Here is a 23925-nt window from a genome sequence, read left to right on the forward strand (position 1 = left end):
CAGCGGCCGGTTGGATATAGGCCCCGCCTTGCCGGGGAGCAACCTCGTGGACGAGGGTAAAATTGCCGCTCCCCTGCCCTTGCCTATTGAGGCTCCATTAGGTAAGAAGCCGCCCAACACCAGTTTCCAGCTCTCCGGGCGCCACTTCGCCCGTTCGATTTGAGGCGCAAGCGATGAAGTCCGATATCCATCCCGAATACCACACCATCAATGTCGTGATGACCGATGGCACCGCCTACCAGACCCGTTCGACCTACGGCAAGGAAGGCGATACGCTGCAGCTCGATATCGATCCCAAGACTCATCCCGCCTGGACCGGCGGCACGGGCCAGCTGATGGACCGCGGCGGTCGCGTCAGCCGCTTCAAGGAACGCTTCAAGGGCCTCGGCCTTTAAGCTGTTCTTGCAAACAAGAATTCGAAAAGCCCGGCCTTGCGCCGGGTTTTTTGTTTAACTCATGCACCCGGCGCGAGCGCGAAAACCTCGCCAGAGTATATACGAGCACGCACTCGACCTTCGAAGCTCCGCTCCTCAGGCTGAGGCCTTTTCCGTCAATGGGAAAACTATTCCGTGCGCTTGAACGCGGCGTGGAGGCGCGAAAACTGGTCGGCAATGCCGTTGACCTGGCCGGTCGGGACTTCTGGCAATTTGCCGCGCTCGAGCTGATCAAGCTGGGTGACCCGCTCGAATAGACGATCGCCGAGGTCGATAAAGTCACGAAGTTTGACCGGCAGATGATCATATCCCGGCCCGCCCCGCTCGGAAGGCGTTGCAGAAAACTGCACCTTTTCCTTCTCGGTGCGCGCGTTCTCGCGGGAAATTTCGCCTTCATTGACCGCCCGCTGCAGCAAGAGCCATGAGGCGATCTGCATGAGGCGCGTCGTCAGGCGCATGGATTCGGTGGCGTAGAGGAAAGCCGCTTCGCGCGGCAGGAGGCGGCTGTCTTCGCGCCCTTCTTGATCGAGATAGGTGGCGACGGCTTCGATCAGGCCCATGCCTTCGCGATAAAGCTGTTCGAACCCGCCAGAGGCTGCGATGCGCGGCCCGAGGGAAATGGCGTGTCGGCTGGTTTCGCTGCTATCGGCCACGGTTCATCCCCGCTTTGGCGTCTTTTGCGCTGAAATTGTCAAGGCAGACGGATTGCGTCCATCATGTGCCCATCATGCTAGGCACAAATGTGGCTCCCGTCACCTCTGAGCGCCAACTAAGCTCAACAAGTGGTATAGGCGCCACGCGTTGTGCGAGAGTTTTGAGACCCCAGAAAAAGAAAAAGAGCCGTGAAACACGGCTCTCGAAGTTTACAGGGAGGCGTCAAACAGAGGGAGAACCGCTCTGAAAAATCCAGAAGATCTGAATAAGAACACCTTAACCCGAACTCGTTAATTGCGTGTTAACAAGACTCGATTTCTTAACCCTGACGCAAACTGAAGATCAGATGCGGGCGGATGCCCCATCGAGCAGCGTACGACCGGTCAGGGTGATCAAGGGCGTACCCGCAACCGTTTCGATCCAGCCCTTGTCTTCGAGCTGGCGCAGGTGCGCGGTGCCGACCGGGATCTGGCCGCTTGCCAAAGCCTGGAGATGCGTAACTTCCATCGGACGGACGCCTTCGAGAATTCGGTCAACCTGTGGTGTCATGCTCTGCTCTCCTTGAACGTCTTGTTAGCGACGGCGGAACGGCGGCTGCCAATAGCGGGCCACCTGCACCTGCCACATCAAAGTCTGAACCGGCGCCTCTTGCCATCCATGGTCTGTGAGATTGTCAGGGGCTGGGGCGTTAAGAGGCGTGCCATCTTCGACCCCGGCCAGACGCAGCGCATAGACCAGAGCGCAGGTGCCGGATGTCACAAAAAGTGCAAAGATGAACAAAAGGTTCCAAGTCATAACGGAGCCGCCTCCCGTGTTAAGAAAAGCTTAACCCAGGGCGCGGCGCAACCGAACCTTTAGTCTTGTTTAACCTTAATTCGCCGCACTCGCCGACTCAGAACTTGAAGATGGCGTCGGCTGCCTTGCGGGTGTGCCCTCGCGCATCGATCGCGGCTTCGAGCCGAACGATCTCGGTTTTGAGGAGCGCGATGCGCTGTTCGAGCTCTGAAACGGAGAGCGCGTCGAGCACCATGCCAACCTCGTGGCTCACAGGGATTTTCGCGCGCTGGTCTTGATCTTCCATTGGAGCCTCCGGAAACATTTGACCCCAAGATGGACGCGCCGCCCTTGCCGGGCAAGCCCGGTTTGCGTCAGCATAGACAGATGACCAACGCTGCTTCGCTTCCAGCCACCATGTCCGCCATCGCGCTCAAATCGCCCGGCGGCCCCGAAAACCTCGTGCTCGGCACGCAGCCCCTGCCCGCCGTGCGTCCCGGCGAGGTTTTGATCCGCGTGGCCGCCGCCGGTGTCAACGGCCCGGACCTGGCGCAGCGGCGAGGCCAATATGATCCGCCGGCCGACGCCTCGCCCATTATCGGTCTCGAAGTGTCTGGCGAAATCGCAGCGCTGGGTGAAACGACAGGCCGGTATCGCGTCGGCGACAAAGTGATGGCCCTGACCAATGGTGGCGGCTATGCCGGCTATGTCGCCGTGCCCGAAGGCCAGGTGCTTCCCATTCCGCGGGGTTGGAGCTTTGCCGAAGCCGCGGCCCTGCCCGAAACCTGGTTCACCGTCACCCAGACGCTCGTCATGCGCGCAGGTCTTTCCCCGGACATGACTGTCCTCGTGCACGGCGCCTCAGGCGGCATTGGTGGGGCAGCCATCCAGATTGCAAAAATCATCGGCGCCAAAGCCATTGGCGTCACCTCGAGCCCCGAGAAAGCGGCCTATGCCAAACGGCTTGGCGCCACGGCGACGATCGACCGGAGCGAAGACATCACCGCCCGGGTGATGGAATTGACGGACGGCAAGGGCGCCGATCGGGTTCTCGATGTCGTCGGCGGCGATATGGCCGCGGTCAATATAGAGGCCTCGGCCCGCGGCGGGCATATCGTCCAGATTTCGACGCTCGATGGCGGCACGGCGCCGGTCCCCCTGCGCTTGATGATGGCCAAGGGACTGACGCTTTCCGGCTCGACTCTTCGTCCGCAATCAAAAGAGATTAAGGCCGCGATTGCCGAGCATATTGCCCTGCGTCTCCTGCCCCATCTATCGCTGCCCGATTGGGTCAAACCCAATGTCACGACCTTCCCCATAGCCGAAGCGAGCAAGGCACATGAGCACATGGAAAAAAGAAGCCATCTCGGGAAACTCGTTCTTCTGACCAGCGCCGACTGAGCTCAAATAAAATTTGCGCTAATTAAATGTTATGGGCTGGTTTCAGCGTTGCGGAAATGGCGCCAAAACTCTATATTGTGTGCAGTTCCCCCTCAGCATTTGGCTTTTGAGGCGGAGCGGTCCGGAGGAAAACCGGCCGCGCCATCAGGAGAGTTTTATCATGTCCCAGCCCCTACTCATGCCCAAGGCGACCGCTGTTTGGCTCGTGGACAACACCGCATTGTCCTTTGACCAGATCGCTGCCTTCTGCACGCTGCATCCGCTCGAAGTGCAGGGCATTGCCGATGGCGACGTCGCCTCGGGCATCATGGGCGTCAACCCGATCCAGAATGGTCAGTTGACCAAAGAAGAGATCGAGAAGGCCGAAGGCAACCCAAACTATCGCCTGAAGCTGTCCGATCCAAAAGTCCGCGTTGCTGCCGTCAAGCGCAAGGGTCCGCGTTACACCCCCATCTCGCGCCGCAACGAACGCCCCAATGCCATCAAGTGGCTGACGCGCAACCATCCCGAACTCAAGGACGCACAGATCATGCGTCTCGTGGGTACCACCAAGTCGACCATCGAATCCGTCCGTGAAAATAGCCACTGGAATTCGGCCAATCTGACCGCCATGGACCCGGTGACTCTTGGTCTCTGCAGCCAGATCGAGCTCGACCTCGAGGTCAAGCGCGCATCCAAGGATGCCGGTGCACCGAACGAAGTCGCCGAAGGCACGACCCTTCTTACCGCCGAAGAAGCGCTCGCGCGCGCCAATGCGCGGCAGGAAGAATATGGCAGCCAGGAAGACGATGGCGAAGGCCGTCGCAATCAGGGCCACGAAGACCTCGACGCCGACTCGGTCTTTTCCAAGCTCAAATCGCTCAAGTCCAACGCCGACGAATAATCGGCCCGGCCTTCAGCCCAGCTTTTCGGTCCCCGCCCTAGTGGCGGGGATTTTCGTTTGAAGGTCCAAATGTCTCAAAGACCTTCACCCGGCTTGTGCTGGTGGCCGATATGCAGGCGAGCTGGATTGCCCGGACTAGCCGGGAATGAAGCGGTCTAGACCGCCGCTTCGTCCGCGATCTCTTCGATCGGGTTGGGTTGTTCCCACTGCATCATGATCTCGACGCTCACGAGAGCGATGAGAGCCCAGAGGGAAAAGCTGATGGCGGCGGCGAAAAACCAGCCTTTGGCACGGTATGTCATGAGTACCAGTGTCGGGCCCAAAAGTTGCACCATGATTACCGCGCCGCCCCCTCGCGCGAATGTGTGTGGAGCAATTGACAAAGCTGTCGCTTGGGAGTGGGGATAGAACCTCTTCCCGCCGGATTCGCCTTTCCATGATCGACCCCGTTTTCGTCACTGTCGCCGTCATCGCGGTGCTGATTGTTGGCCTGTCCAAAGCCGGGCTCCTCGGTGGCCTCGGCGTCGTCGGCGTGCCGCTCCTGGCGCTGGTCATGCCGGCGCGCGACGCTGCGGGCATGATGCTGCCGGTGCTGCTCTGCATGGACGCCGTTGCGGTCTGGATGTATCGCAAGGAATTCGACCGCAATATCTTGAAGATTATGTTGCCCGGCGCCGCAATCGGCACCCTGCTTGGCTGGGCGCTCTGGGCCTTTGTCAGCGATGCGGTCGTGCTGCTGATGGTGGGCGTTGTTACACTGCTCTTCGTCATCGACGCAGTGTTCCCGATCCGCAAAAAGCTCGAAGGCCTGCCACCCTCAAAGCCTTGGGGGACCTTCTGGGGCGGCGTCGCCGGCTTTACGAGCTTCATTTCCCACACCGGTGGCCCGCCGTTTCAGATTTACGTCCTGCCGCGCAAACTCCCGCCCTTGGTGTATTCCGGCACGACGGCGGTGTTCTTTGCCATCGTCAATACCGCCAAGCTCATCCCCTACTTTTTCCTTGGCCAGCTCAACGTCCACAACCTGACGCTCTCGGCCGCTCTCGCACCCGTGGGGGTTATCGGGGTTTTCCTCGGCATCTATCTCGTCCGCCGCATCTCGATGAAACTCTTCTATCGCATCGCCTATTGGCTGGTGTTCCTGCTTGCCCTGCAACTGATCTGGGACGGCACCAATCGGCTTCTGGCGGGCTGACCTTCACAGCCCCGACCAAGCTCGCTAAGGTCCGCCCCAAATAAAAGCTTCGGAGTCGAGTTCGCATGAGCGCTGCTGCCCAAAAAGGCCACAACCAGTTTGGCAATCTCCCGGTTTGGGACCTCAACGATCTCTATCCCGGCAAGGACAGCGCCGAATTCAAGGCAGCGCTCGAAGAAGCAAAGACGCTCGCCGCCAAATTCGAGGCCGACTACAAGAGCAAGCTCGCCGACCTCACCGCTTCTGGCGGGTTGATCAAGGCGATCAAGGATAGCGAAGTTCTGGGTGACCTCACCGGCCGCATTGGATCTTTCTCGTTCCTCCAATATGCGCAGCGCTCGACCGATCCTGATCGCGCCAAGTTCATGGGTGATACCAACGAGGCGCTGACGAACCTGTCGACCCGCGTCCTCTTCTTCGAACTCGAACTCAACCGCATCGACGATGCAACGCTCGACGCCGCCCTGGCCGCCGATCCCGAACTTGGCCGCTACAAGACCTGGTTTGCCGAACTGCGCAAAGCCAAGCCCTACCAGCTCGACGACAAGCTCGAAGAGCTGTTCCACGACAAATCCGTCACCGGCTTTTCCGCCTGGAACCGCCTCTTTGACGAAACCATGTCGAGCCTTGAATTCGAGATCGATGGCGAAACGCTCAATCTTGAATCAACGCTCAACCTGCTCTCCGACCGCGACGAGACCAAGCGCGAAGCCGGCTTCAAAGCCCTCGCCAAAACCTTTAAGGCCAACGGCCGCCTTTTCACCCACATCACCAATGTCCTCGCCAAGGACAAGGAAATCTCCGACCGCTGGCGCGGCTATGAAGACATTGCTGACAGCCGCCACATGGCCAATTCGGTCGAGCGCGAAGTCGTCGACGCGCTCCAGGCCGCTGTCGAGGCCGCCTATCCGCGTCTGTCGCATCGCTATTACAAGATGAAGGCAAAATGGTTCGGCAAGGACAAGCTCAATGCCTGGGACCGCAATGCTCCGCTACCGACGAGCGACGAGCGCATCTGGGACTGGGACACGGCTGTCTCGACCGTCCTCGACGCCTATGGCCGCTTCTCGCCCGATCTCGCCGAAGTCGCAAAGCCCTTCTTCAATTCGGGCTGGATCGACGCGCCAACCGGCAATGGCAAGCTCTCGGGCGCCTTCGCGCACCCCACCGTGCCAAGCGCCCATCCCTATCTCATGCTCAATTATCTCGGCCGCACCCGCGATATCATGACGCTCGCCCATGAACTGGGCCACGGCGTCCACCAGCGGCTTGCCGCAGCACAAGGCCCGATCCTTGCCAATACCCCGCTGACCCTGGCTGAAACCGCCTCGGTCTTTGGCGAAATGCTGACCTTCCGCGCGCTCCTCGACAAGACCACGGACAAGCAGCAGCGCTTCGCGCTCCTCTCCTCCAAGGTGGAGGACATGCTCAACACCGTCGTGCGCCAGATCGCCTTCTATACCTTTGAGCGCCGTGTCCACACCGCCCGCCGCCAGGGCGAGCTGCGCACCGAGGAAATCAACCAGATCTGGCTCGACGTCCAGTCAGAATCCTTGGGCGATGCGATCATCCAGAATGAAGGCTACGACATCTTCTGGACCTATATTCCGCACTTCATTCACTCGCCCTTTTATGTCTACGCCTACGCATTCGGCGATTGCCTTGTGAACTCGCTCTACGCACAGTATGAGAAATCGAGTGAGGGCTTTGCGGAGCGCTATTTCGAGCTCCTCAAGGCTGGGGGAAGCAAGCATCATTCCGAACTTTTGGCGCCTTTCGGGCTCGATGCCAAAGACCCCAATTTCTGGACGCTCGGCCTTTCCATGATCGAAGGGCTGATTGACGAGCTTGAGGCAAATTCGCCCTAAGCTCTGCACCTATAAACGACGCTATTTCGAGGAATACATGGCCACCAATCACCACCACCCCGAGCATCACTCGCAGCCCGTCCTGGAATCGGCGATGGATTATGTCGAACACGAGAAGACCTATAATGGCTTCATCGTCTCGGTGAAGTGGTCCATTTATCTGCTGGCTGCCCTTCTGATCATCCTCTTCTTCGTGATCCGCCCCTAAAGGGGTTTCAGTCAGCAGGCCATGGAATTGCCTGCCCGCCTGGCAGGCGGGAGGAGATTTTCATGAAACTTGCGATCCTGCGGGAAACGGCGACAGGCGAGAGCCGCGTCGCCGCGACGCCAGAGACCGTCGCCAAACTGATCGGGCTCGGTGCCAATGTGAGCATCGAGACCGGCGCGGGCCAAAAATCCCGCATCAGCGACGATCAATATGCTCAAGCCGGCGCGGCGGTAGCCGCATCGGCGAAAGAAGCCGTCTGGCAGGCCGACTTGATCCTTGCAGTGCGCCGCCCAGCGGCCGCAGCTCTCGCTGGAGCCAATCCCGGCGCACTTCTGATCGCCAGCCTCGACCCCTACGGCAATGAGGCCGAGATCGCATCCCTTGCCGGGGCCGGCGTTACCGCCATCGCCATGGAGTTCATGCCGCGCATCACCCGCGCGCAAGTCATGGATATCCTCTCCTCCCAGGCCAATCTCGCCGGTTATCAGGCCGTCATCGAAGCCGCCGCGCATTTCGAGCGCGCTTTGCCGATGATGATGACCGCCGCCGGAACGGTTCGCCCTGCCAAGGCCTTTGTCATGGGCGCCGGCGTTGCCGGGCTTCAGGCCATCGCGACGGCGCGCCGTCTCGGCGCCGTGGTATCAGCGACCGACGTCCGCGCTGCCGCCGCCGAACAGGTCGGCTCGCTCGGTGCAAAATTCATCATGACCGATGCGCTCAAAGACGCCTCCGGCACCGGCGGCTATGCGCGCGAGCTGACGCTCGCTGAAAGCCAGGCTCAGGCCGAACTCGTCGCCGGCCATATCGCCAAGCAAGATATCGTCATCACTACCGCGCTCATTCCCGGCCGTCCGGCGCCAAAGCTGGTCACTGCCGCGATGGTCGAAAGCATGGCGCCCGGTTCGGTCATCGTCGATCTCGCCGCCGAGCGTGGCGGCAATGTTGAACTCACCCGTGCTGACGAGATCGTCGAGCATAGTGGCGTGACAATCCTCGGCTTCACCAATCTCGCGAGCCGCATTCCGACGACCGCCAGCCAGCTCTATGCTAAAAATCTCCTCTCCTTCATCGAAACCTTGATCGACAAGACGGAGAAAAAACTCGCGATCAACTGGGACGACGAACTGGTCAAGGCGACGGTCCTGACCCGCGATGGCGCCGTGGTGCATCCCAATTTTGCAACCACAGTCACAGCAACATCTGCCGTCTCCGCTGAACCGGTCGCCGTAGCCGCGCCGGAACCAAAAACGCCAAGCCGGAAACTGGTGGCCAAGGATGCGCCGATCAAAGCCGGCGCGCCACGCAAGCCGGCGGTAGCAAAAGCCAAGCCCGTTGCCTTGCTGGCTGACGAGCCCGTGGCAAATCCTGCCCCGCGCAAAAAGGCGGCGGCAACAATCGCACCTGAAGCCATTGCCCCTGCAGGCTCGCGCCCCGCTGCCAAGAAAGCCGTCGCCCGCAAGGCCGCCGCAGTTGCTTTGACACCCGATGCGGCCAATCCCGCGCCCAAGAAAAAGCCCGCCACAAGGCGGCCCATCGTCAAGCCGGAGGGTGAGCTCTAAATGGAAACGACTGCAGGCACGATCGCTGACACCACCACCGCTATCGCCCATGGGGCGCTCGGCGGCGCCATCGACCCCTTCACCTTCCGCCTCGCCATTTTCGTCCTCGCCATCTTTGTGGGCTATTTCGTCGTCTGGAGCGTCACCCCGGCGCTGCACACGCCGCTCATGAGCGTCACCAATGCCATTTCCTCGGTGATCGTCGTCGGCGCTTTGCTCGCCGTCGGCGTGCATCTCGCGACGGACGCAAGCTGGGTCAGCAAACTCTTCGGCTTCATCGCGCTGGTCTTTGCCAGTGTGAACATCTTTGGCGGTTTCCTCGTCACCCAGCGCATGCTGGCGATGTATAAGAAGAAGGGCTGAAGGTCATGATCGACGCCAATATCGCCGCCATCTTCTATCTCGTCTCCGGCGTGCTTTTCATCCTCGCGCTGCGCGGCCTGTCGAGCCCCTCGTCCGCCCGCCAGGGCAATCTCTATGGCATGGTTGGCATGGCCATCGCCGTCGTCACGACCCTCCTAGTCGCTGCGCCCAGCGATTGGGTCAGCTGGCTCCTCATCATCGTGGGCCTTGGCCTCGGTGGCGGCATCGGCGCCTATATCGCGCGCGAAGTGAAGATGACCGACATGCCCCAGCTTGTCGCCGCCTTCCACTCGCTCGTCGGCCTCGCCGCCGTTTTCGTCGCCGCTGCCGCGCTTTATGCGCCAGAAGCCTTTAGTATCGTGGACATCGATCCGCTGACCGGCCTCGCCATCGGCACCATCCACGCCCAGGCGCTCATCGAAATGTCGATCGGCGTTGCCATCGGCGCCTTCACCTTCACCGGCTCCGTCATCGCCTTCGCCAAACTCAATGGCAATATGAGCGGCAAGCCGATCATTCTGCCCGCGCGTCATCTCATCCACATCGTCCTCGCCATAGTGCTGCTGGCGCTTGTCTGGGCCTTTACCGTCACGGCTAATCCCGCGCTCTTCTGGCTGATTACCCTGCTCGCCCTCGTTCTCGGCGGGTTGATGATCATCCCGATCGGCGGCGCCGACATGCCCGTCGTCGTCTCCATGCTCAATTCCTATTCCGGCTGGGCCGCCGCGGGCATCGGTTTTACCCTTGGCAATACCGCGCTCATCATCACCGGCGCATTGGTCGGCTCATCCGGCGCCATCCTCTCCTACATCATGTGCAAGGCGATGAACCGCAGCTTCATCTCGGTCATCCTCGGCGGTTTTGGGGGCGATAGCGCCGCTGCTACCAGTGGGGCCGAAGAAGATCGCCCGGTCAAACAGGGTGCTGCCGAAGACGCGGCCTTCCTGATGAAAAATGCGGGCAAAGTCATCATCGTCCCCGGCTATGGCATGGCCGTCGCCCAGGCCCAGCACGCCTTGCGCGAAATGGCGGACCTTCTCAAAGCCGCAGGCGTCGAAGTCAAATACGCCATCCACCCCGTCGCCGGTCGCATGCCCGGCCACATGAACGTGCTGCTCGCCGAAGCCAACGTCCCCTATGACGAAGTTTTCGAACTCGAAGACATCAACTCTGAATTCGCCCAGAGCGACGTCGCCTTCGTCATCGGCGCCAATGACGTCACCAACCCAGCCGCCAAGACCGACAAGACCTCACCGATCTTCGGCATGCCTGTGCTCAATGTCGAAGATGCCGGCACCGTGCTCTTTATCAAGCGCGGCATGGCCGCCGGCTATGCCGGCGTCCAGAATGAACTGTTCTTCCGCGACAATACCATGATGCTTTTCGGCGACGCCAAGAAGGTCACGGAAGATATCGTCAAGGGACTGAGGCACTGACCCGGTAGGTCACCTGCACTTCCCCAGCGCTCGATTGTCACCCCGGCGAAGGCAGAGGGCCCATCCCCAGATCTTAAGATGGATCCCGGCTCAAGGCCGGGATGACATCTGGCGGGATTGATTGCTTCTCAGGTCAATAAGGCCAAGGCGATCGTCACTGCCCCTCCCACAAGCCCCATCCAGGCCAGCGCCAAAAACCCATCGCGCGCGGTAATCGCCAGCGCATAGACCGCGATGATCGTCGCCGCCCAGGTCGAGGTAAACGGGATAAATTCCAAGAGCGGCATGATCATGCCGACGAGCACGCAGACCACCGCCCCGATCCGCCGCATCGGCATGGAGGTCAGCACCTTGGCCCGACGCTTGACGACACCATCGACCTTGCGGCTCACCGGCCGCAGAAACTTCAAGAGCTTTTCAGCATGCTTGGCCGAAATGCACCGCTCGCGCAGCCACTTTGGCAGCCAGATCCGATCGCGCCCGAGAACGATTTGCCCGGCAACGAGGATAGTATTGAGGCCGATCATCGTCGGCAGACCCGGGATGATGCTGAGCGGAGAAATGACGATCAGCGCCGGAATGAGCAGCATCGGCCCGGCCGCGCGTTGACCGGCGATCTCCTGGATGAGGCCGATCGAAACGGCCTCACCTGCCTTTGCTCGCTCATCCACCTTTCGCACAAGGCGGCCGAGTGTGCCCTCTTCGCTCATCGTCCCACCCTTTCCCTTTGAAAGGGGCAACGCCGCACAGGAATGCGGCGTTCCGGGTAGCGCTTTAGAGAACCTTGGTCACTTCAAGCAGGCCAGGCCGCTTGTCATTGGCAGCACTGATCGCCGCTTCCCCGCCGAGAACCACGACATGGCCCTTATCGCGGATTGCTTCGACCGCCTCTGCCAGTGCGAGAAAATCGGCATTGCTGGTCCCTAGGATTTCATCGCGCCGCTGCTGGCGGATCGCGTCGGTCGTGCCTGTAAGAAGCCGCCACATGGCCGAATAGCCCTTGGCATCAACAAATTCGGGCCGATCGCTGTCGCCGATAACGCCGATGATCGAACGCGTCAGATCGGTCTCGCCAATCCCGGCGCGCAGCGCCTTCGCGGCGCCATCGTAGACATCGAGGGTCTTCAAGAGGTTCGGGTCGCGATAGGAGAGGAAGGCAAAATTGCCCGAGGAGAGATCGAAGCGGCTCGATCCGCCATAGGCCCCACCCTGCACGCGCACCTTGTCCCAGAGATAGGTGGTGTTGAGGAAGCGCAGCACCACTGCCGAAGCAGCGGAAGTATCATAGCCCAGCGCCTTGAGATTGGCGCCCTTGCCGACGTAATTCACCTGCGCCTGGATCACCAGACCCTCGGATTTCGGCGCGGCAACAAAACCCCAACCCTGTTCAGCCGTGTCCCGCTGGGGCAGGCCCGACACAAAGCTTTGGAGTGAAGACTTCGCGTCACCAAGCAGGCTGCTATCGGCGGTCAGATTGACGACCATGCGGCCGCGGTTGAACAGCGTGTCGCGGATCTGGCGGAAACGCGCTTCAACGCTCTCCCAATCGCTATCGATGCGCTTGACGAGGTTACGCAGGAACTGGAGATAGCTGATCCCGCCCAATTGTTCGGCGACCCAGCTTGCTTCCGTAAGCCCCGCCTTGAGGCGCGTGTCGACGATGGAATTGCCGGCTGGGATCATGCGGGCCTCAAAGCCCGCCTTTTCCTCCAGCGCCATCTGGCGAATGCGATCGCGATTGTCGAGCCGCGCATCGAGCAGCACATCGCTCATGATGTCGAGCATATCGCCGAACTTATCGGGCACCGATTTGCCCGAGAGGAAGAACCAGACCGCCGTGCCGCCATCGTCGAGTTTGGTCGCCAGGCTCCGATGCTGGGCAATGCCGCCTGTCGTCCTGCCAATACGCTGGGTCAGGCTGACAAAGTCTTCCTTGCTCGTACCCGTCTGCAGCAATGCCCGGCCAAAGAGCGGCAGGTATGGCAGCAGATCCGCACTCAGAACCTTCAGATCAAAGCCAAGATCGAGGTACAAAATCCCAAGCGTCGGCAAATCGTGGTGCAGGAACCGCGCCCCCGCCAGATCGCTCTCCTCGGTCGGTATGGTGCGAATTTTGCGGTCGAGATCGCCCAGCGTCAGCGTCGGAATTTTCGCAAGATCTTCCGGCCGATCGACCTCTTCCTGCAGTGCCTTCAGCCGCTCGGTACGATCCTGCGTCGCCTTGATCGCCGCATCGTCCATGGCAGCACGCACAGCGGCAAGCTTGTCGTCCTCGGCCTTCGCCTCGCGGGCGCCCTTTTCCGGATCGGCTTCGATTTTCGAGGTGACGCGATGCGGATTGTCGAGGAACAGCCGGCGGATTTCACGCTCGAAATGCCCCTGACCAGCCTTCTGCTTCAGATCTTCAAGCGCGGTCTCGAAAGTCAGCGGCGCCAGCGGATCGCCGCCATGCAGCCACGCCCCGAGCGCTGTGAACATATAGCTCATGCCCCGCGGCTGGCCGCCGGTGTTCTGTTCGCGTAGATGAAACTCGAACGTATTGAGCGCCGCTTCTCGCTGCTCCTCGGAAAAGCCAGTTTCCGCCAATTCGGCCAGCGTATCGAGAATGAGTTTTTCGACCTTTTCCGCGTCGGCAGGGTCGATCCCCTTGAGCCCGAAGCCAGCCATGGGCTGCCTCAGCCAAGTGGAAATCCCGCCGCCGAGCATGCTTTCGCCGATCCCGCTTTCGGTGAGCTTCTTGCGTAGCGGCGCGGCAGAGTTCCCGGCCAGCAAATAGCTTAGAATGCCGTGGCTCAGAGTCTCCTCGCGGCCCTCCGGCGGATCGATCATCCAATTGACGCTGACCATGCCATCGCGGCGCTTTTCCGCGTCGATTGGGCCGGCATATGTGCCGCTCACCTGCCGCGGCGCATTCCAGCGCGGCTGCAGTTTCACCTCGGCATCGACTGGCGCGGCGTCGAACTGGCTGAACACCTCATCGAGAATGGCGAGCCGTTTTTCCGGCGCGTCGTCGCCGGCAAATACCACGCGGGCATTGGAGGGGTGATAAAACGTCTGATGGAAGCGCTTGAACTGCTCATAGGTCAGCGCCGGAATATCCTTCGGGTCGCCGCCCGAGGATTTGCCATATGTCGTATCGGGATAAAGCGCCCGCTGCGTCTGGTCGTGCATCACCGAGTCAGGCGAGGAAAAGACGCCCTTCATCTCGTTGAGGACGACGCCCTTATAAACGAGCGACGCACCCGCGCTTTCGAGCTCATAATGCCAGCCTTCCTGCTCGAACGTGTCTTCCGTCAGGAGCGGGAAGAACACCGCATCGAGATAGACATCCACAAGGTTGTAAAAGTCCTTGAGATTGGCGCTCGCCACCGGATAGGCCGTCTTGTCCGGAAAGGTCATGGCGTTGAGGAAGGTGTGCATCGACCCCTTCAACAATTCCACGAAGGGCTTCTTCACCGGATACTTTCGCGACCCACAGAGCACTGAGTGCTCGAGAATATGGGCGATCCCGGTCGAATCCTCCGGCGGCGTCTTGAAGGTAATCCCAAAGACCTTGTTCTCGTCTTCGTTGACGAGGCTCAAAACCTCCGCCCCGGTTTTCTTGTGCCGAAACAGCTGCGCCTGCGAATTGATCTCGGCAACTTTTTCGTCGCGCACCAGTTCGAAAGCGGGATGGGAGGAAGCCATCAGAGAACTCTCAATTTCTTGTTGTTGCCGCATAACCTAGTTAGCCGTTGGCTGTTTCGCTACCCCGGTCGCAAGGCCGTGAGACATCTTTGGAGGATGCGCGATGAAAGTATTTGCAACTCTGGCCCTGGCCCTCACCGGAATATCCATGACAGCCGCCATAGCGCAGGAAAGCCCGACCTATCAAGACGACCGCTCCAGCGCGACCGCCTTGATCCAGTCGCTCTACAACGCCATCGACCGCAAGGAATATCTCCGTGCCTGGTCGTACTATGCGTCGAACACTGTCGCCTCGGCGGAGGATGAAGCGGCCAAGGCCGATTACGAGACCTTCAAGAAGGGCTATGCCAACACCGAATTCGTCACCCTTCTCACCGGCGAGGAAACCGAAGAAGGCGCCGCGGGCAGCACCTATTACAAGCTACCCGTGGCCATCGATGCCGTCGACGGGGCCGGCAAGCACACCCAATTCATCGGCTGCTACACCTTGCGCCTCGCCCAACCCACCGTGCAGGACGCCCCGCCCTATCAGCCCCTCCACATCGAAAGCGGCGAGCTGAAACCGGCAAATGGCGAATTGGAAGCCATCCTGCCCAAGACCTGCGAGTGACAAGCTTGGAAACGGCGGGGCTCACACCCCGCCGCGGATTTCCGGCTTCACGGTCTTTTCATACCAGTCGCCGAGCTGGTTCATCAGCGCCGGGAAGAGGCTCTTGCGCTCGGACGCCGCGACATTGTCGGCAATCTGCGCGGGCTTCGACACGCCCGCAATGATCGTCGACACCTGCGGGTGATCAAGAATCCAACGCAGGGCAAATTGGCTCATCGGCACGCCCTCGGGCGCGAGGCCTTTCAATTCCTGCACCAGTTCGATACCGCGCTCGAACTTGATGCCCGAAAAAGTCTCGCCGACTGAAAAAGCCTCGCCGTCGCGATTGTAGCTGCGGTGATCGGTGGAATCGAACGTAGTGTTCTTGTCGAACTTGCCGCTCAGCAGTCCGCTGGCCAGCGGCAGGCGGACTATGATGCCGACATTATTTTCGGCTGCCCGCGGCAGAAGCTTTTCCGCGGCGTCCTGACGGAAGAGATTGAAGATGATCTGCAGGGTGGCGCATCCCGGCTGTTCAAGGCAGATCAGGCCTTCTTCGATCGTCTCGACGCTTGCACCCCAATGGCGCACGAGACCTTCGGCCTTAAATTCGTCCATCCAGGCAAAGATTTCGCCATCCTGCAAGACGCTGGTCGGCACGCAATGGAGCTGCGCGAGATCAAGGCTCGAAACGCCGAGGCGCTCGGCGGAGCCAATAAGGCTCTCGCGCACCTTGTCCTTGGAATATTTGTTCGGGAAAAGCGATCCAGAGCGCCCGAGTTTGGTCGCAACATGCACGCCAGGTGCCTTGGCATGGGCGCCGATGCGGCTTTCGGAGAGACCGCCACCATAAACGTCGGCCGTATCCCAAAAATTGATCCCGGCCGCATTGGCGGCGTCGAGAATTTCACCAGCCGCTTCGTCGCCCACTGGCCCGAAATCGCCGCCCAACTGCCAGCAGCCGAGACCGATTTCGCTGACTTCGTAACCCGTCTTGCCCAAAATCCGCGTTTTCATACCGCAGCTCCCCAAAAGTCTGTCACGCCCAGGCGCATGATGTCTTGCGCCCGCTTAGCACCTTTCGGCGCCAAAAGGGCTCGAAAACAAGGCACTGAATAGCAACGGACGCAAAGCGCCGGTTGATCCAGCCTATTCGAAAAAGTCCGGAAAATCGTTGATCGTCTGGTTGAGCAGCAGTTCGGCCCGCGCCAGATGCGCCCGCATCGCCAGTTCCGCCGCCGCCGGATCGGCCTTGGCCACCGCCTGGGCGATCTCCTTGTGCTCGGCAATCGCCCTCTGCGTCGAAGAGACGCCGAGCGTCAGATAGCGCACGCGATCGAGCTGCATCTTGTGATCGTCGATCAACTGCCACGCATATTCGACACCCGCCAGCCGCGCCAGCGTGCGATGAAAAAGCTCGTCGAGCGTATGAAAACGCCTCGAATCATTGGCCGCCGAGGCCGCTTCCTGGTCAGCAATCAGCGTCGTCAGCACATCGGCCGCGTCGTCCGTCGGCTGGCCCGCCACCCGGCGAATGATCTCGACCTCGATGCTCTCGCGGATAAAGCGCGATTGCCGCACGCCATCGGGCGAAATCTTTTTCACCACCGTCGCGCGCTTGGGCCGGATCAGCAACAATCCCTGCTGCGCCAATCGAATGAATGCCTCGCGCACTGGCTGCCGCGAAACGCCATAGCGCGCTGCGATATCGCTCTCTGAAATCACATCGCCCGGCTTGAGCGACATGGTGATGATGTCGTCGCGTAGTGCATCGACGACGCGCATGGCGATGGTTTCCTGGGTATGCTCCAACAAAGCTGCCATGGCTCAACGTTTCCTTCTTTTTCGACCATGGGCCGTAAAGGAGCCATTGGCTCCATGTCCGCGTCGCCGTCCACAGTTTTTTGGAGCCTGACAGCTTCCATACAAGGCGGGCAATTCTGGGCGCTTGTCAATTCGGTGGTGGATGATGCCACTGGCCGAGGACGTCGGCCAAAGCGTCAAACACGACGCGGATGCGCCTCGCCGTGCGCAATTCCCGGTGCGTCGCGAGCCAAGTCGGCACCGGCACACCGGCAAAGTCGGGCCAGGCATCGACGACGCCAGGGGTCATGCGGGCGACCGTTTCCATCATGACTCCGAGCCCCAGTCCGCGACGCACCCAATCCCAGGCGACGATGCCGCTATTGGTCATCAGCGGAAAATTCGCCTCGGAAACATTGATACCGTGTCGCCGCAACTCAGCCATCAGCACCGGGATGCTTTCGCTGAAGCCGATAAACTCGGCTTCGCTCAAGGTTTCTGCACCGACTGGCTGGGCAAGTCCCGTCACAGATTGTTCGGCTCCATAAATTCGCGCCATCGCATCAGGAAGGCGCCGTGCGATTACCTCCGGTTCGCTGAGCGGGACATGGCGAATAGCAATATCGGCCCGCCGGCGGATGAGATCTTCCACCTCATTGGACGCCAGAACATCGATGACGAGCCCCGGCGCCACGCGCCTGATTTTCTCCAGCACGGGGGGCAGGACGAACTGCGCATAGACGTCGCTCGTCGTGATCCGCACCAGCCCTTCCACCGCCTGCGACTGCCGGGACGCGACAAGCGCCACTGCGGCCGACGCTTCTCCCATGCGCTGCAGTGGCCCGATCAGTTCGCGCCCAGCCTGCGTCAAGATCAGGTTGCGCCCTGCCCGCTCGAACAGCGTAACACCGAGCGACTTTTCAAGCGCGGCGACCTGCCGTCCAAGCGTGGGCTGGGTTAGGCCAAGTTTGCGCGCGGCTGCCGAAAGCGACCCGGCCTCGACCGTCGCGAGCAGGGCACGCATCTGATTCCAGTCGATATCGGCGCGATAATCCATACATTTATGTATACTAATACTGCCTATTTCTGCAATTTTGTTCCTCACTTTTGGAGGCTAATGATCTTGCATCAAGGAGCAGGACCATGCCCGCATCAGCTGTTTTCTGGGATCGAACCGCCGAACGGTATGCGGCCTCACCCATTGCCGACGAAGCTGCCTATCAGACGAAAGTTGCCGCTACGCGGACGCTGCTGCGACCCGACATGGAGCTGTTCGAATTCGGCTGCGGGACCGGCTCGACGGCACTGCTCCACGCCCCCCACGTGCGCTATATCCGCGCCGTGGATTTTTCTGCCCAGATGATCGAGATCGCCGAGAATAAGGCGCGTGCCGCCGGCATTACCAATGTCAGCTTCGAACAGTGCGCCATTGAAACCGTGGACCTGAAGCCCCAGAGCCTCGACATGGTGCTCGCCCTCTCCGTAATACATCTCCTGCCCAATAAGGGTGCGGCGATCGCCAAGGTTTTCGCCGCGCTCAAGCCCGGCGGCTATTTCGTCTCGAGCACGGCCTGCATTCGCGAGATGGTGCCCGCTCTTGGCCTTGTCGCCCCTCTGGCAAACCGGCTCAATCTGAGTTTTCTGCCCTATCTCGATGCGATGAGTTCACGCCAGTTGCTTGATGCCATCACTCAACCTGGCTTCATCGCGGAGCATCAGTGGCAGCCAACCAGGAAGGCCGCGCTCTTCGTCATCGCTCGCAAGCCGGCACACTTGGCATAAACCACCTGTGAATTGAACGGCCACTTTGCCGAATCGGCGACCGAACGTGCTAAACTCTGTTTTCGCGTGTGCGGGAGTTGTGATGCAGGTTGCTATCGATATGGGCGAGGCCCGGGGTGCCGGCACTGCCCAGATGGATCTTGAGGAATTGCTGGCCACCCGTCTTCTGGTCCAGGGCAATTCCGGGTCCGGCAAATCCCACCTTTTGCGCCGCCTCCTTGAACAGTCCGCGCCTTGGGTGCAGCAATGCATCATCGATCCCGAGGGTGATTTCGTCACCCTCGCCGATAAGTTCGGCCATCTCGTTGTCGATGCGACGCGTAGCGAAGCCGAATTGACGCGCATCGCCAATCGCGTGCGCCAGCATCGCGTCTCGGTCGTCGTCAATCTCGAAGGGCTCGATGCCGAGCAGCAGATGCGCGCCGCCGCCGCCTTTCTCGGCGGCATGTTCGATGCCGATCGCGATTACTGGTATCCGGTCCTAGTCGTCGTCGACGAAGCCCAGCTCTTTGCCCCCGCCGCTGCCGGCGAAGTGTCCGACGAAGCGCGCAAAGTCTCGCTCGGCGCCATGACCAATCTCATGTGCCGCGGCCGCAAGCGCGGCCTGGCCGGCGTCATCGCCACCCAGCGCCTCGCCAAGCTCGCCAAGAACGTCGCCGCCGAAGCCTCCAATTTCCTCATGGGCCGGACATTCCTCGATATCGACATGGCCCGCGCCGCCGATCTCCTCGGCATGGACCGTCGCCAGGCCGAGCAATTCCGCGATCTCGCCCGCGGCCATTTCGTCGCTCTGGGACCCGCGATTTCACGTCGCCCCCTGCCGGTGATCATCGGACCCGTCGAAACCTCGGCCCGCTCGACGAGCCCAAAACTGACCCCGCTCCCCGAAGCGCCGGTCGATGCTGCCGATCTGATTTTCACCATGGATCCGGACGAGCTGGCCCGCCCCGTCGTGCGTCGCCCGCCTCCACCGCCACCGCCCTCGACCAACGATCTCCTCGCTCAGGTGGCCCGCGCCCGCGCTGAACGCGAGCCGGAGCCGACGACGCTTTTCCCCGAGATCGACGAGGCCGAACGCGAGGAAACCATCAAGACGGTGATGACCGAACTGATGAGCGATCCCGATGCCGGTTTCCGCAACACGGCCCAGCTTTATCAGGATTTCTTGGTCCGCTGTCGCATTCGCCGCGTGCCGGGCGAGCCGCCAGCCCTGCCCGCCTTCAAGCGCCTTCTCGCCGTCGCGCGCGTTTCGCCCGATGAAGCGACCGCGTCGTCCGACGGCTGGCAGCAGGCTCTGTCACTGTCCGAAACGCTCACCGATGACGTGCAAGGTGTTTTCCTAGTCGTCGCCCAAGCGGCGCTCACCGGCGCGCCCTGCCCGTCCGACGCGACCATCGCCCGGCTCTACGGCACGCATTCGACCAGCCGCGCCCGGCGCCTTCTCACCTGGTTCGAAGAGCGCGGCCTCATCGTCATCCGCACCGACTTCCGCAACCAGCGCATCGCCGCCTTCCCCGACCTCGGCGCCGAAACAGCCCCCGGCGATCCGGCAGGTCCGGATATGTTGGAAGACGAACGCGGCGCGGCGGAATAGGCTCTTAAGCCTCCGTCACCTCGGCCGCCCAGTCCACCTGCTGTCACCCCGGCGAAAGCCGGGGCCCATCCTGACATCTTAAGATGGATCCCGGCTCAGGTCCGGGATGACATCCAGGTTGGGCTGACTTCCCTCGACCAGCCTACCCCACCAACTCCGCCCGGAACGAGTACTTCGCCTCTGCCCCTGGCCCGAGCAGCGCGGTAAACGGCCGTTTTTCCAATTCGTCACTGCCGCCAACCTCAGCCGCAGTTCCATGCCACGGCTCAAGGCAAATGAACCCAGCCCCCGGCTTGGTCCAGAGCGCAAAGTTCGGGAGGTTTTCCCAGGACATCCGCACCGCCGGGCCGCCGGGGGCGCCATAGGTCAAACCAGCGCCGGCCCCATCTGGAAACAGCAGCGCATCCTTTGAAAAATCAGCATCATCGAGCGCCAGCGTCCCGGCCTTGAACGGCGAGGTCTGTGGCTCGCGATTAACGAGGCCGCCGGAAAGCTGAAACAGCGAGGGTTCGCCGCCATTATCAAGCGTCACCGTATGCCCCTTGCCTTCGGCACCCGGCAGCGGCCAGGCAAAGGCGGGGTGAAACCCGACGCCATAGGGCATGACCGTCTTGTCAAGATTGGTCACGGTCGCGGTGACGATCACAGCGCGCCCCTCGAGCCGGTGCTCGACATCGAGCCGGAAATCAAATGGGAACATGGCCTTGGTCGCTTCGGAGGCTTCCAGCCGATAGGTGCAGTGCTCGCGCCATTCTTCGATGAGCGTAAAGGCGCTGCGTCGTGCAAAGCCATGCTGGCCCATCTGATAGCGCTTGTCGCCAACGCTGATCACATCCATCGGTGCGCGCCCGACCATCGGAAAGAGGATCGGCGAACGGCCGGTCCAATAGGTCGCGTCCCCGCTCCAGAGCCAATTTCGCCCATCATGGGTCGAGAGCGACTGCATCTCCGCGCCGAGCGCGGCCACGTCAACGGTCAGCTCACTATTGCTGATTCGAGTGAGTTGCATGCGTCCTCCGGAAGCTTTGGATTGGGCAGCGGATCCTAGCCTGCGAAGAGGATCGAGGAAACCACTGTAGAGCGATATCTTGAGTGATTAGCAGGGGCCGAGTAAGCAGCGGGTAAAGGACCGCTCATGATCTTGCCGCCGCTGCCCATCGATGCTGCCCTGCCCGCCTTGGCCGATGCCCTCGCCAACGGAACCAGCGCCGTGCTCGTCGCCCAGCCCGGCGCCGGCAAGACGACACGCGTGCCATTGGCGCTCCTCGATGCACCCTGGCGCGGCGATGGCCGCATCATCGTCCTCGAACCCCGCCGCCTCGCCGCCCGCGCCGCCGCCCGCCAGATGGCAAAACTTCTCGGCGAAACTGTCGGGGACACGGTCGGCTATCGCGTTCGCATGGAATCCAAAATCTCGGCCAAAACCCGCATCGAGGTCGTCACCGAGGGCGTCTTTACCCGCATGCTGCAGGACGATCCGGAACTGAGCGGCACGGCCGCCGTCATCTTCGACGAATTCCACGAGCGCAGCCTCGATGCCGATCTTGGCCTTGCTTTGGCGCTCGACGCCCGTGCCCTCCGCCCCGATCTAAGGCTCCTCGTCATGTCCGCCACCATCGATGGCGCCCGCGTCGCCGCACTCCTTGATGGCGCCCCGGTCATCGATAGCCCCGGCCGGACCTTTCCCGTCGAAACCATCTATGCCGAGCCCGATCCATTGGAGCGGCTCGAAGACCAAGTCACTAAATCCGTGCTCCGCGCCCTTCGCGAGCATGAGGGCTCGGTACTCGTTTTCCTGCCGGGCCAAGGCGAAATCACCCGCACCGCCGAGCGCCTCGCCGGCCGCCTGCCGCAAGACACCGACCTCGCACCGCTTTACGGCCAGTTGACGCCGGCCGAGCAGGACGCCGCCATCCAGCCTGCTCCGGCAGGCCGCCGCAAGGTCGTCCTCGCCACCTCGATCGCCGAAACCTCCCTCACTATCGAAGGCGTGCGCATCGTTATCGATGCCGGCTTCCGCCGCGTGCCTGTCTATGAACCGGCGACAGGCCTCACGACCCTTGCCACCCAGCGCGTCTCCCGTGCCGCCGCCGATCAGCGGCGCGGTCGTGCCGGCCGTACCGCGCCGGGCATTGCCATCCGCCTCTGGAACGAAGGCCAAACTTCGGCCCTAGAAGCCTTCGACACGCCCGAAATCCTCGCCGCCGACCTCTCAAGCCTCGTGCTCGATCTCGCGGCCTGGGGCGTCGCCGATCCCGCCACGCTCGCCTTTCTCGATGCACCGCCCCCGCCCGCCTGGAAGGAAGCCAAGGCCCTTCTCACCCGGCTCGATGCCATCGATATAGATGGCCGTCTGCCCCCCGCTGGCAAAGCCCTCGCTAAACTGCCGCTCCATCCGCGCCTCGCCCATATGGTCGTTGCTGGCGCGGAAGATGGCGACGCGAAAACCGCAGCTGAACTCGCCGTGCTGATCAGCGAGCGCGGCCTGGGCGGCGAAGACACCGACCTCGCCCGCCGTCTCGACCGCTTCCGCACCGATCGCTCCCGCCGCGCCGACGATGCCCGCACCCTTGCATCGCGCTGGGCCAAGCTCGCGGGTGGACGGAATGACGAGCCGCGCGACCCCGGCCATCACCTCGCCCGCGCTTTCCCCGATCGCGTCGCCCAGCCCGCCGGTCCCCGCGGCCGCTTCCGCCTCGCCAATGGCCGCCAGGCGCAGCTCGATGAAACCCACGCCCTCGCCGGCGCGCCCTTCCTCGTCGTCGCCGACGTCACCGGCAGCGCCACCCAAGGCCGCATCCGCTCCGCCGCTGCGCTCGACCCCGCCGATCTCGACGCGCTCTTCGGTCATCACATCACGAGTGAAACGACGCTCACCTTCGACCCCGCCTCCGGCGCGGTCCGCGCCCGCCGCCAGCGCCGCCTCGATGCCCTGCGCCTCGCCGACGAACCCGCGCCCGTCACCGATCTCGAAAAAGCCGCCACCCTCCTCGCCGAGGCCGCCGTCAAACGGCCTGACACCTTGCCCTGGACCAAGGACCAAAAAGCCCTCCGCGCCCGCGCCAGCTTTTTGAGACAGACCCTTGGCGATGAGTGGCCCGATCTATCCGATGCAGCCCTGGCCAGTGACCCGGCCTGGCTCACCCCCCATATCCTCGGCGAAACAAAACTCAGCGCCATCTCCGCCGACCATCTCGGCCAAGCGCTCGACGGCCTCTTGCCCTGGGCCAAAAAACAAGAGATCGAAAAGCTTCTGCCCAGCCACTTTTCCGCGCCCTCGGGCAGTCACCTCCCCATCGATTACGCGTCCGAAAACGGCCCGGCCCTCGAAATCCGCGTCCAGGAACTGTTCGGCCTCGACCGCCACCCCAGCATCGCCAATGGCCGCATACCGCTCTTGCTGGTGCTCCTCTCCCCCGCCCATCGCCCGATCCAGACGACCCGCGACCTCCCCGGCTTCTGGCGCGGCAGCTGGAAAGACGTCGCCAAGGATTTGAAGGGCCGCTACCCCCGCCACCCCTGGCCCGAAGACCCGATCGCAGCGCCTGCAACGAGCCGCGCGAAACCACGCGGGACGTGACTGGCTCACCGCCAACCGCCTCCTTCGTCATTGCCCGGCTCGTCCGGGCAATCCATCCCGCCTCCGCAGGGACCACCGGGACAAGCCCGGTAGTGACGACATGCTCAAAAATCGC

Annotated in this window: 24 protein-coding genes; 13 read left to right on the forward strand and 11 right to left on the reverse strand. The window is 61.7% G+C overall.

Going from position 1 to position 23925, the window contains the following annotated elements; translation table 11 throughout:
• Positions 1–173: 173 nt before the first annotated feature.
• Positions 174–395, forward strand: coding sequence for a 50S ribosomal protein L31 (gene rpmE, locus ASG47_RS12485; RefSeq protein ID WP_061909464.1), 222 nt, complete (start codon positions 174–176; stop codon positions 393–395).
• A gap of 167 nt (positions 396–562) precedes the next feature.
• Here rpmE and ASG47_RS12490 read toward each other — a convergent pair whose 3' ends face one another.
• The 4 genes from ASG47_RS12490 to ASG47_RS12505 all read right to left on the reverse strand — a co-directional run bounded on the left by ASG47_RS12490 (position 563) and on the right by ASG47_RS12505 (position 2169).
• Entirely contained in the window at positions 563–1087 is a 525-nt protein-coding gene (locus ASG47_RS12490; protein ID WP_061909466.1) for a DUF1465 family protein, read from the reverse strand.
• A gap of 343 nt (positions 1088–1430) precedes the next feature.
• Positions 1431–1637: a hypothetical protein gene (locus ASG47_RS12495; RefSeq protein ID WP_061909468.1), complete on the reverse strand. Its 207-nt coding sequence runs from the start codon at positions 1635–1637 to the stop codon at positions 1431–1433.
• A 24-nt stretch (positions 1638–1661) separates the two neighbouring features.
• Complete coding sequence (locus ASG47_RS12500) at positions 1662–1883, reverse strand: hypothetical protein (protein WP_061909470.1); 222 nt, start codon at positions 1881–1883, stop codon at positions 1662–1664.
• 97 nt (positions 1884–1980) lie between these two features.
• A complete protein-coding gene (locus ASG47_RS12505; RefSeq protein ID WP_061909472.1) occupies positions 1981–2169 on the reverse strand; it encodes a DUF1192 domain-containing protein in 189 nt (62 codons plus the stop codon).
• A gap of 80 nt (positions 2170–2249) precedes the next feature.
• On the opposite strand from ASG47_RS12505, the gene ASG47_RS12510 reads away from it, so the two are divergent.
• Complete coding sequence (locus ASG47_RS12510; protein WP_156464088.1) at positions 2250–3263, forward strand: NAD(P)H-quinone oxidoreductase; 1014 nt, start codon at positions 2250–2252, stop codon at positions 3261–3263.
• A 160-nt stretch (positions 3264–3423) separates the two neighbouring features.
• Complete coding sequence (locus tag ASG47_RS12515) at positions 3424–4146, forward strand: DUF1013 domain-containing protein (RefSeq protein WP_061909474.1); 723 nt, start codon at positions 3424–3426, stop codon at positions 4144–4146.
• A gap of 155 nt (positions 4147–4301) precedes the next feature.
• Here the strand turns inward: ASG47_RS12515 and ASG47_RS12520 are convergent, their stop codons facing one another.
• Positions 4302–4481 carry a hypothetical protein gene (locus ASG47_RS12520; RefSeq protein ID WP_061909480.1) on the reverse strand — a complete coding sequence of 60 codons (180 nt, stop codon included), beginning with the start codon at positions 4479–4481 and terminating at the stop codon, positions 4302–4304.
• Positions 4482–4582: 101 nt separating this feature from the next.
• Here ASG47_RS12520 and ASG47_RS12525 point away from each other — a divergent pair, with 101 nt between their 5' ends.
• From ASG47_RS12525 to ASG47_RS12545, 6 genes are all read left to right on the forward strand, one after another.
• Positions 4583–5341: a sulfite exporter TauE/SafE family protein gene (locus ASG47_RS12525; protein WP_061909482.1), complete on the forward strand. Its 759-nt coding sequence runs from the start codon at positions 4583–4585 to the stop codon at positions 5339–5341.
• A 65-nt stretch (positions 5342–5406) separates the two neighbouring features.
• Entirely contained in the window at positions 5407–7209 is a 1803-nt protein-coding gene (locus ASG47_RS12530; protein WP_061909484.1) for a M3 family oligoendopeptidase, read from the forward strand.
• A 37-nt stretch (positions 7210–7246) separates the two neighbouring features.
• Positions 7247–7417 carry an aa3-type cytochrome c oxidase subunit IV gene (locus ASG47_RS20295; protein WP_082460853.1) on the forward strand — a complete coding sequence of 57 codons (171 nt, stop codon included), beginning with the start codon at positions 7247–7249 and terminating at the stop codon, positions 7415–7417.
• A 62-nt stretch (positions 7418–7479) separates the two neighbouring features.
• Positions 7480–8976, forward strand: a complete 1497-nt coding sequence (locus tag ASG47_RS12535; protein WP_061909486.1) for a Re/Si-specific NAD(P)(+) transhydrogenase subunit alpha — start codon at positions 7480–7482, stop codon at positions 8974–8976.
• Complete coding sequence (locus tag ASG47_RS12540) at positions 8977–9339, forward strand: proton-translocating transhydrogenase family protein (protein ID WP_061909489.1); 363 nt, start codon at positions 8977–8979, stop codon at positions 9337–9339.
• A gap of 8 nt (positions 9340–9347) precedes the next feature.
• Positions 9348–10775: an NAD(P)(+) transhydrogenase (Re/Si-specific) subunit beta gene (locus tag ASG47_RS12545; protein ID WP_156464104.1), complete on the forward strand. Its 1428-nt coding sequence runs from the start codon at positions 9348–9350 to the stop codon at positions 10773–10775.
• A gap of 128 nt (positions 10776–10903) precedes the next feature.
• On the opposite strand, the gene ASG47_RS12550 is transcribed toward ASG47_RS12545, so the two are convergent.
• Positions 10904–11485, reverse strand: coding sequence for an exopolysaccharide biosynthesis protein (locus ASG47_RS12550; RefSeq protein ID WP_061909494.1), 582 nt, complete (start codon positions 11483–11485; stop codon positions 10904–10906).
• Between the two features lie 64 nt (positions 11486–11549).
• Positions 11550–14462: an insulinase family protein gene (locus tag ASG47_RS12555; RefSeq protein ID WP_061909496.1), complete on the reverse strand. Its 2913-nt coding sequence runs from the start codon at positions 14460–14462 to the stop codon at positions 11550–11552.
• A 103-nt stretch (positions 14463–14565) separates the two neighbouring features.
• On the opposite strand from ASG47_RS12555, the gene ASG47_RS12560 reads away from it, so the two are divergent.
• Positions 14566–15072, forward strand: coding sequence for a hypothetical protein (locus ASG47_RS12560; RefSeq protein ID WP_061909498.1), 507 nt, complete (start codon positions 14566–14568; stop codon positions 15070–15072).
• A 21-nt stretch (positions 15073–15093) separates the two neighbouring features.
• Here ASG47_RS12560 and ASG47_RS12565 read toward each other — a convergent pair whose 3' ends face one another.
• The 3 genes from ASG47_RS12565 to ASG47_RS12575 all read right to left on the reverse strand — a co-directional run bounded on the left by ASG47_RS12565 (position 15094) and on the right by ASG47_RS12575 (position 17911).
• Positions 15094–16068 (reverse strand): aldo/keto reductase, encoded by a 975-nt coding sequence (locus ASG47_RS12565; RefSeq protein ID WP_061909500.1) that lies wholly within the window; start codon positions 16066–16068, stop codon positions 15094–15096.
• A 132-nt stretch (positions 16069–16200) separates the two neighbouring features.
• Entirely contained in the window at positions 16201–16875 is a 675-nt protein-coding gene (locus tag ASG47_RS12570) for a GntR family transcriptional regulator (RefSeq protein ID WP_061909502.1), read from the reverse strand.
• 127 nt (positions 16876–17002) lie between these two features.
• Positions 17003–17911: a LysR family transcriptional regulator gene (locus ASG47_RS12575; protein ID WP_061909504.1), complete on the reverse strand. Its 909-nt coding sequence runs from the start codon at positions 17909–17911 to the stop codon at positions 17003–17005.
• Positions 17912–17997: 86 nt separating this feature from the next.
• Between ASG47_RS12575 and ASG47_RS12580 the strand changes: the two genes are divergently transcribed.
• Positions 17998–18636, forward strand: coding sequence for a class I SAM-dependent methyltransferase (locus tag ASG47_RS12580; protein ID WP_061909506.1), 639 nt, complete (start codon positions 17998–18000; stop codon positions 18634–18636).
• 82 nt (positions 18637–18718) lie between these two features.
• Positions 18719–20230 carry an ATP-binding protein gene (locus tag ASG47_RS12585; protein ID WP_061909508.1) on the forward strand — a complete coding sequence of 504 codons (1512 nt, stop codon included), beginning with the start codon at positions 18719–18721 and terminating at the stop codon, positions 20228–20230.
• A 142-nt stretch (positions 20231–20372) separates the two neighbouring features.
• Here the strand turns inward: ASG47_RS12585 and ASG47_RS12590 are convergent, their stop codons facing one another.
• Entirely contained in the window at positions 20373–21239 is an 867-nt protein-coding gene (locus ASG47_RS12590) for an aldose 1-epimerase family protein (protein WP_061909510.1), read from the reverse strand.
• Positions 21240–21365: 126 nt separating this feature from the next.
• Between ASG47_RS12590 and hrpB the strand changes: the two genes are divergently transcribed.
• Positions 21366–23810, forward strand: a complete 2445-nt coding sequence (hrpB, locus tag ASG47_RS12595; protein WP_061909512.1) for an ATP-dependent helicase HrpB — start codon at positions 21366–21368, stop codon at positions 23808–23810.
• The last annotated feature ends 115 nt before the right edge of the window (positions 23811–23925 follow it).

Source organism: Devosia sp. Leaf420 (genome assembly GCF_001425445.1).
Lineage (GTDB): Bacteria > Pseudomonadota > Alphaproteobacteria > Rhizobiales > Devosiaceae > Devosia.

Coding starts and splice junctions, on each gene's coding strand:
- ASG47_RS12575 (WP_061909504.1), bottom strand. CDS start 17,911: ATGGATTATCGCGCCGATATCGACTGGAATCAGATGCGTGCCCTGCTC.
- ASG47_RS12590 (WP_061909510.1), bottom strand. CDS start 21,239: ATGCAACTCACTCGAATCAGCAATAGTGAGCTGACCGTTGACGTGGCC.
- ASG47_RS12520 (WP_061909480.1), bottom strand. CDS start 4,481: ATGGTGCAACTTTTGGGCCCGACACTGGTACTCATGACATACCGTGCC.
- ASG47_RS12535 (WP_061909486.1), top strand. CDS start 7,480: ATGAAACTTGCGATCCTGCGGGAAACGGCGACAGGCGAGAGCCGCGTC.
- rpmE (WP_061909464.1), top strand. CDS start 174: ATGAAGTCCGATATCCATCCCGAATACCACACCATCAATGTCGTGATG.
- ASG47_RS12515 (WP_061909474.1), top strand. CDS start 3,424: ATGTCCCAGCCCCTACTCATGCCCAAGGCGACCGCTGTTTGGCTCGTG.
- ASG47_RS20295 (WP_082460853.1), top strand. CDS start 7,247: ATGGCCACCAATCACCACCACCCCGAGCATCACTCGCAGCCCGTCCTG.
- ASG47_RS12500 (WP_061909470.1), bottom strand. CDS start 1,883: ATGACTTGGAACCTTTTGTTCATCTTTGCACTTTTTGTGACATCCGGC.
- ASG47_RS12495 (WP_061909468.1), bottom strand. CDS start 1,637: ATGACACCACAGGTTGACCGAATTCTCGAAGGCGTCCGTCCGATGGAA.
- ASG47_RS12585 (WP_061909508.1), top strand. CDS start 18,719: ATGCAGGTTGCTATCGATATGGGCGAGGCCCGGGGTGCCGGCACTGCC.
- ASG47_RS12510 (WP_156464088.1), top strand. CDS start 2,250: ATGACCAACGCTGCTTCGCTTCCAGCCACCATGTCCGCCATCGCGCTC.
- ASG47_RS12560 (WP_061909498.1), top strand. CDS start 14,566: ATGAAAGTATTTGCAACTCTGGCCCTGGCCCTCACCGGAATATCCATG.
- ASG47_RS12530 (WP_061909484.1), top strand. CDS start 5,407: ATGAGCGCTGCTGCCCAAAAAGGCCACAACCAGTTTGGCAATCTCCCG.
- ASG47_RS12525 (WP_061909482.1), top strand. CDS start 4,583: ATGATCGACCCCGTTTTCGTCACTGTCGCCGTCATCGCGGTGCTGATT.
- ASG47_RS12505 (WP_061909472.1), bottom strand. CDS start 2,169: ATGGAAGATCAAGACCAGCGCGCGAAAATCCCTGTGAGCCACGAGGTT.
- ASG47_RS12540 (WP_061909489.1), top strand. CDS start 8,977: ATGGAAACGACTGCAGGCACGATCGCTGACACCACCACCGCTATCGCC.
- ASG47_RS12550 (WP_061909494.1), bottom strand. CDS start 11,485: ATGAGCGAAGAGGGCACACTCGGCCGCCTTGTGCGAAAGGTGGATGAG.
- ASG47_RS12565 (WP_061909500.1), bottom strand. CDS start 16,068: ATGAAAACGCGGATTTTGGGCAAGACGGGTTACGAAGTCAGCGAAATC.
- ASG47_RS12555 (WP_061909496.1), bottom strand. CDS start 14,462: ATGGCTTCCTCCCATCCCGCTTTCGAACTGGTGCGCGACGAAAAAGTT.
- ASG47_RS12580 (WP_061909506.1), top strand. CDS start 17,998: ATGCCCGCATCAGCTGTTTTCTGGGATCGAACCGCCGAACGGTATGCG.
- ASG47_RS12570 (WP_061909502.1), bottom strand. CDS start 16,875: ATGGCAGCTTTGTTGGAGCATACCCAGGAAACCATCGCCATGCGCGTC.
- hrpB (WP_061909512.1), top strand. CDS start 21,366: ATGATCTTGCCGCCGCTGCCCATCGATGCTGCCCTGCCCGCCTTGGCC.